Annotated in this window: 2 protein-coding genes; one reads left to right on the plus strand and one right to left on the minus strand. The window is 69.5% G+C overall.

Going from position 1 to position 6,331, the window contains the following annotated elements; translation table 11 throughout:
* A partial coding sequence (locus tag GUY60_RS32345) for an HD domain-containing protein (RefSeq protein WP_161704377.1) occupies positions 1 to 4,683 on the minus strand: 4,683 nt, incomplete at its 3' end.
* Positions 4,684 to 4,934: 251 nt separating this feature from the next.
* On the opposite strand from GUY60_RS32345, the gene GUY60_RS32350 reads away from it, so the two are divergent.
* On the plus strand, positions 4,935 to 6,230 hold the full coding sequence (locus GUY60_RS32350) for a sugar ABC transporter substrate-binding protein (protein WP_161704379.1): 1,296 nt from the start codon (positions 4,935 to 4,937) through the stop codon (positions 6,228 to 6,230).
* The last annotated feature ends 101 nt before the right edge of the window (positions 6,231 to 6,331 follow it).

Here is a 6,331-nt window from a genome sequence, read left to right on the forward strand (position 1 = left end):
GAGGGCGGGGCCCAGGGGGGCTGCGGGGTAAGTGAGCAGGTCCCGGATCCGCAGGGCATCCGGGAAACGAGCCGCGGTCCGTTGCTCCAGGAGCACGAGCAGGTCTGTTTCCCGTGGACGGAGAGAGCGTGCCTCCTGGGGCGGGCAGGCGATTCTGAGCGGAATGTGGACCTTCTCGGTGGCCAGCCTGTCGGCGGCTTCGCCGAGTGTGCAGTTCTGACGGATAGCCAGCTGCAGCAGGCGGCCGGTTGTGAGGCCGTCGTCATCCAAGGCGCGCACCGCGTCCAACTCGTAACTGACGTTGAGTTCCGCCAGGACGGACCGTAGGTGTGGCGAGTCGGGCAGTGCGGCGATCTGGCGCAGTACGGCGGTTTGGTCGGTCTCGGCGTCCATGACCCCGCAGAGGACCATGAAGTGGAGGGTCCGGGCCACTTCATCCGAGTCGTGACCGGCGGCCCGCAGTACGAACTCCCAGTCCCTGCAGCCATCGTGAGGGTCTCCGGAGAAGACACGCTCGTGACTGACGGCCCAGTCGGGAACGGCCCATTCCCTGGCCTCGGGCGGCACCTCAGGCCTGGAGACCAGTGTGACGTCGGCGGACGCGTCGATGCTGTCAGCGATCTCACCGAGTGTCCGCCCCAAATTGGCGGAGGCCCGCAACAAGTGCTGCATGTTCACGTGCCTTTCGCGCCACGGCGCATTCCCGTTGAGGTCCTGAGACAGCAGCAGTCGCTCAGAGACCGTCAGGCAGCCGCGCTCGCGGGCACCGGCGCTCGGCTCGTGGTCCACGGAGAACCCCAGCGGAGCGAGCTGTTCGATGCGCCGGAGGAAGTCGGTGAGAGAAGCGGGGGATCGGTTTGCCTCCAGAAGCCCAACCGGGGTCACGGTTCCTGGCGCCCACCGGTATCTGCCGGTCAGGGACCCCTGTCTTTCGACCAGCCCTCCGACGCGCGCCTCTTGCTCGGTCGGTCGTAGCCCCATCAACTCCTCGTTCAACCGCGGTGCGGGCGGCAGCGAGCTGTCCACGCCACGCAGCGACTGAAGCGCCTCCACGGCTTGGCCGAGCGTCGCCCCCCGCGCAGCGGCGGTGACGAGCAGTGGCGCATGCGTTGCTGGAGGGTGCGGCCAGTGCTCGGGGTCAGGAAGAACAGTCCGGTTGTCCATCGGCTCGGCAGCGGAAAGGTAGGCAGCGAGGACGTCGGCGGTCAGTTCGTCCGGCCGCAGAGAGCGAAAGGACCGGATGTCCGTGAACTCAGGTATGGGCAGGCCCACTACGGCGAAACGGCGCAGAGCCCTCAGAACTTCGCCGAGCGTGCACTGTGCGAGGGCCGACGCCCGTACCACCCTGGCCATGTCCAGCGGCCACGAGTCCAGGAACAGGAGTGGGTCGAGCGGGTGGGGAGGAGGATAGCCATCGGGCATGTGGCGATCCCTTCCCGGAGGTGCGGGGCGCAGCCGGTCGGTCAGCCATCGGCGGAGCAGCGTGCTTTCCGCGTAGCGGTTCTCGCCCAGCGACGCGGAATGATTCGGGGCGCTCGGGAAGCAACCGGTCGTGGCAAGGGGCTGACGCAGCGGTTCCAGCTGTTGTCCGCCGAGGGACGTGTCGACGTACGCGACAGTGGAGCCGGGCAAGGCGCCGAGCAAGGTCACCACGAGCCGTGGACTCTGTCCAGCGAGTCGCCACAGCCAGCTCAGCGACACCTCTTCGCACTGTCCGGCCGCGACCTTCACCGCGTCGAGCAGCTCCCTCGACACCCGCTCCTTGTCGTAATCGACCAGCCGATTGCGGTCCACGCTCGGTTCCGGGCGATGGCGTTCCCGGAGGTTCGCCACGTATCCGTACACGCGCGGGGCGTCCTTGACCACGACCCCGTCGAGCAGCAGTTGGCCCTTGCCCTGCACCAACCAGGAGTCCTCGCCCGCCTGCACAGGGGAGCCGTGCCAGTCGTGCGCGAGGCGTAGCGTCCCCGGCACCCAGGTCTCACTGCGGACCTCTTCCTTCCGCTCGTCGTACTCCACCGCCCGTACGTCGTGATCACTCACCCAGAGCATCGACTGCAGCGCCTTGACCAGGGACGGCAACTCCTCGTCGGGCCCATGGTTCAAGTACAGCCGTACGCGCGTGCCGCCCTCCGCCGGGGCGTCCACGGCGGAGCTGATCCGTAGCAGCCCGGAGCCGGACTGGATGTCCGCGCGGGCCGCGGGCTCGGTGCCGGGGGTGCCGAAGCGGTCGACGGAGCGGGTCCGTACGACAACCTCCTCGGCCAGCATGAAATAGCTGAACACCCCGATGCCGAAGCGGGAGTTGAGGGACACGTCGGTGACCCCGGCGCGTCGCCAGTTGCGGCGCTCCTGCATGAACTCGGGGTCCTGCTCGTACCGTTTGCCCGCGCGGGCGAACATCGACGTGAGCTTGGTACGGCTCATGCCGCTGCCGTTGTCCTCGCACTCGATGTACGGGCGGCCGTCCGGGTCCCAGCCCTGGGTGAAGGTGATCCGGGCGCGCCAGTCCGACTGGCCGCGCCCCTGCGTCGCCCCGTACCGCAGTCGCGCGTCGCGGTGCCGGACCGCGTCCAGGGCGTTCTGGTACAGCTCACGGATGGCCAGCAGCTTGTCGCCGTAGAGCTGGGTGCCCATGAGCAGGGGGCGGATCTCGTCCTCGGCGAGGCGGAAGCGCTCCAACGGCTGGGTGTACGCGTCCGATTCGGGCACCAGGTGGTCGAGGGTGATCCGGTCGGGCAGGCCCCGGAGCAGCGGGGGCGGGCTGGGCTGTTCGCGGTGCAGGGTGTCGAGCGCCGCGTCGGCGGTGGCGGCCAGCTCCTCCACCGCGGCGTGCAGGGCGGGGTGAGGGCAGTGGAAGCACACGGCGCGACCGTGATGGCCGGGTGCCCGGCCCGCTGTGTCCTCGTAGCGGAAGTCCGTGGAGAGGGCCGCGACCACCTTGCGTGGCGAGAGCTTCTCGTGCGCGCCCAAGTGGTCGACGAGGACGCTGGACATCCGGCGCGGGTCCGCCGCGAGCAGGCCGGCGAGCCACAGCAGCCGGGCCAGTTCGTCGCCGCGCCACAGGCTGCCCTGGACCGGCGGGTGGGTGTGCCAGGCGTCGCTCTGGCTCGGATCGCTGATACGGGGGCTGCTGCCCGGGTTGACCGTCAAGTGGCCCAGAACTTCCCGGACTTGGCGGTCGATCGCGATCCGTCGCGCCTTCGAGGGCGGCTCCGGCGCGCTGCGCGAGTCGGCCGCGATCACGGCGCTGACGGCCCGGTCGATCAGGTTGTCGACGGTCGTGTAGAAGCTGGTGCGTTCCCACAGCGTGTCCCAGCCGGCGACGAAGCGGTGCCGCAGCCAGTGGTCGGCGGCTGTCTCCGCCTCGTCCAGACCCCGGGTGCGCAGGGTGCGGGCGGCGCGCAGGACCTGGGAGTGCGCGCGGCAGGTGTCGCGCACGGCACCTCGTACGTCGGCATCGTGCTTTTCCTGAGGGTCGACTGAGTGGTCGACGGCTCCCTCTTGCGGATCGGCGCTGTCGACCCGCTCCGGAAGAAGGCGCCGCAACTCCTCCAACGCCACCGCGACCGCCCCCTCGTGCACGATCGGCGCGGCGAGCAGCACCGCGGTCTCCGCCGGGGTGAGCCGGTCCTGCCCCTCGAGCCCCGCCCGCTCCACGAAGTGGGCAAGTTCGTGGCCGACGCGTACCGGGTACGCGGGGTCGTGCCAGGGGTCGGCGCGGTGGGCGCCCTTGCCGGAGAAGCCGTCGGCCACGTGCTGGGCCAGGGCGGTCAGTTGCTCCTTGACCTGGTCGTGGACCGTTGCGGAGCCCGAGGTGTGGGACCACAGCGGGGACTCGGTCACCATGTGCGTCCAGCGCTCCGGCTCCCGCGAACCCTCGCAGAGGACCGGGCCGTCCACCCCGTCGGAGAGCCGCGGGAACTCCGCGTCCACGCGCGGCCGCGCCGACGGCACGCTGCCGGCGAGCCGCCGCACCGCCGCCCGGGTGTGCTCGACGACCTCCTTGAACGTGGTCGGCGACGTCGTCGGCGAGAGCGCCTCGGCCAGGGCCCGGCCGAACCAACTGCCGTCCCCGTCCGCGTACGAGGACTCACCGCGCCCGCAACTGCGCAGCCAGTACACGTTCTTGTCCTGGCCGCGCGACCAGTCCTTGTCGTCCTGATCGCCGGAGCTCTCGGCGGCCCGGCACATGTCGAGGCAGAGCACGGCCGTGACGCCGTCCGGCAACCCGTCCGGGGGCAGCAGCTCAGCGGCGTCGGCGGCGAGGAGCGTGGCGGTGCGCAGGCCGCGGCGGCCGTCGGGGCCCGGCGCGCTCGGCTGGGCGTCGGAGGGCAGCAGATAGTCGCGTTCGCCCATCGTCACGCCGTGGCACGAGATGTAGACGAAGGCGGTGTCGCCGGGACGGCAGCCGGCGAGGAAGTCCTCCAGGGCGCCCATGAGGGCGCCGCGTCCCACGTTCTGACGGAGCGGCTCCTCGTGCCCGGGGTGATGGGTCGTCACCTCGTAGTGCGATTGCCGAAGTGCCGTGCCCACCAGGCCCAAGTCCTGTTGGGTGCAGTCCAGTTCGGGGAAGCGCTCGGCCAGCTCGGCGTGCTGCTCGAGGTACGGCGTCTCCGGCACGCCCACCAACAGCGCCCGCTTTCGGCCTTCCCCGTTCAGCCGCGTATGTACGGATCCCACGGAACCCCCTCCCCCTAGCCCGTACGGCCCATCCTCCCAGAACCGGCCCCTCCGCCACACGAGCGCACATTGCACCCTCCGCAACCGCCGAAGCGTATGTTGCACCCCCCGCAATGCTGGTCACGGTTCGGCCGCGTATCCGGATGGGTCTAGACCGGCCGGATCCCGCGTGGCGAGAATCACTCTCAGCGGGGGTCGTTCACCAAGGCCCCCGAACGGACAGCATGGACCGCCATCCAGGAGGCGCCGGTATGAAGCGACGTGTCATCGCGGCGGGGATCGCCCTGACGCTCGGACTGACCGCGACGGCATGCGGCGAGGGGTCGGGTGACGAGGGCTCCGCGACGGACGGCAAGGGCAAGACCCTGACCGTATGGATCATGGAGGGCACCAACCCGGACGCCCGGCCGTTCTTCAAGGAGGCGGCCGCCGCGTTCAAGAAGAAGACCGGCGCCGACATCAAGGTCGAGTACCAGCAGTGGGCCACCGCCCAGAAGAAGTTCACCACCGCCATCGAGGGCGGCGAGGAGCAGGTGCCGGATGTCGCCGAGGTCGGGACGACCTGGGTGCCGCAGTTCGCCGAGACCGGCGGGCTCGTCGACGTCACCGGCAAGGTGAAGGAGTCCGGGCTCAGCGGCGATCTGGTCGAGGGGCTCAAGGACGCGGGCACGCTCGACGGCAAGCAGTACGGCATGCCGTGGTACGCGGGTGTGCGCTCGATCGTGTACCGCAAGGACCTGTTCGAGAAGCACGACATCAAGCCGCCGACGAACTGGAAGGAACTCACGGCCGCCGCGAAGACGCTCAAGGAGAAGGAGCCCGACAAGGTCGCCTTCCCCGTCGCGGGCGGCGCCGAGATGTTCGCCACCGCCTTCGTCTGGGGCGCAGGCGGCGAACTCGCCACCGAGCAGGGCGGCAAGTGGAAGTCGGCGATCAACTCCCCGAAGTCGGTCGAGGGCATCAAGTACTACACCGACCTCGCCACCAAGGAGAAGGTCTCGCCCGCCAAGGTCAACACCTGGACCGAGAAGGAGGTCGGCGACGCCTGGAACAAGGGCCAGATCTCCATGGCGGTCGGCGGCAACTGGACCCCGAAGGCCATCGTCGAGGCCAACCCCGACCTCAAGGGCAAGCTCGGCGCCATCGCGATCCCCGGCAAGGACGGCGGTATGGGCCGCTCCTTCCTCGGCGGCTCGTACCTCTCCACGTTCAAGACCGACAAGCAGGACCTCGCCTGGGAGTTCGTGAAGCTCCTGAGCACCGGCGAGTTCGCCGCCAAGTGGGCCAAGGACACCAACTACTTCCCGGGCCAGAACTCCGAGCTGGAGAAGGTCGCCGCGAAGAAGGACCCGCTGGTCGAGCCGTTCGCCGAGCAGATGCTCGAGGCAGGTGCGACGGTGCCCAAGACCAAGGCGTACGGCGAGATCCAGGCCTCGCAGGTGGTCCCCGGCATGGTCCAGTCCATTCTCAGCGGCAAGGCGAGCGTCCAGGAGGCGGCCGACAAGGCGGCCAAGGACATGGACGCGATCTTCGCCAAGGACGAGTGAGTACGACTGAGTACGAGTGAGCACGAGTGAGTGAGGACGGCTCTTAGTTGAAAGAGACGCTCATCGGCGGCGGTGGCGGACCGGACATCGAGGTGTCCGGC

The organism is Streptomyces boluensis, assembly GCF_009908195.1.
GTDB classification, from domain to species: Bacteria; Actinomycetota; Actinomycetes; order Streptomycetales; family Streptomycetaceae; genus Streptomyces; species Streptomyces boluensis.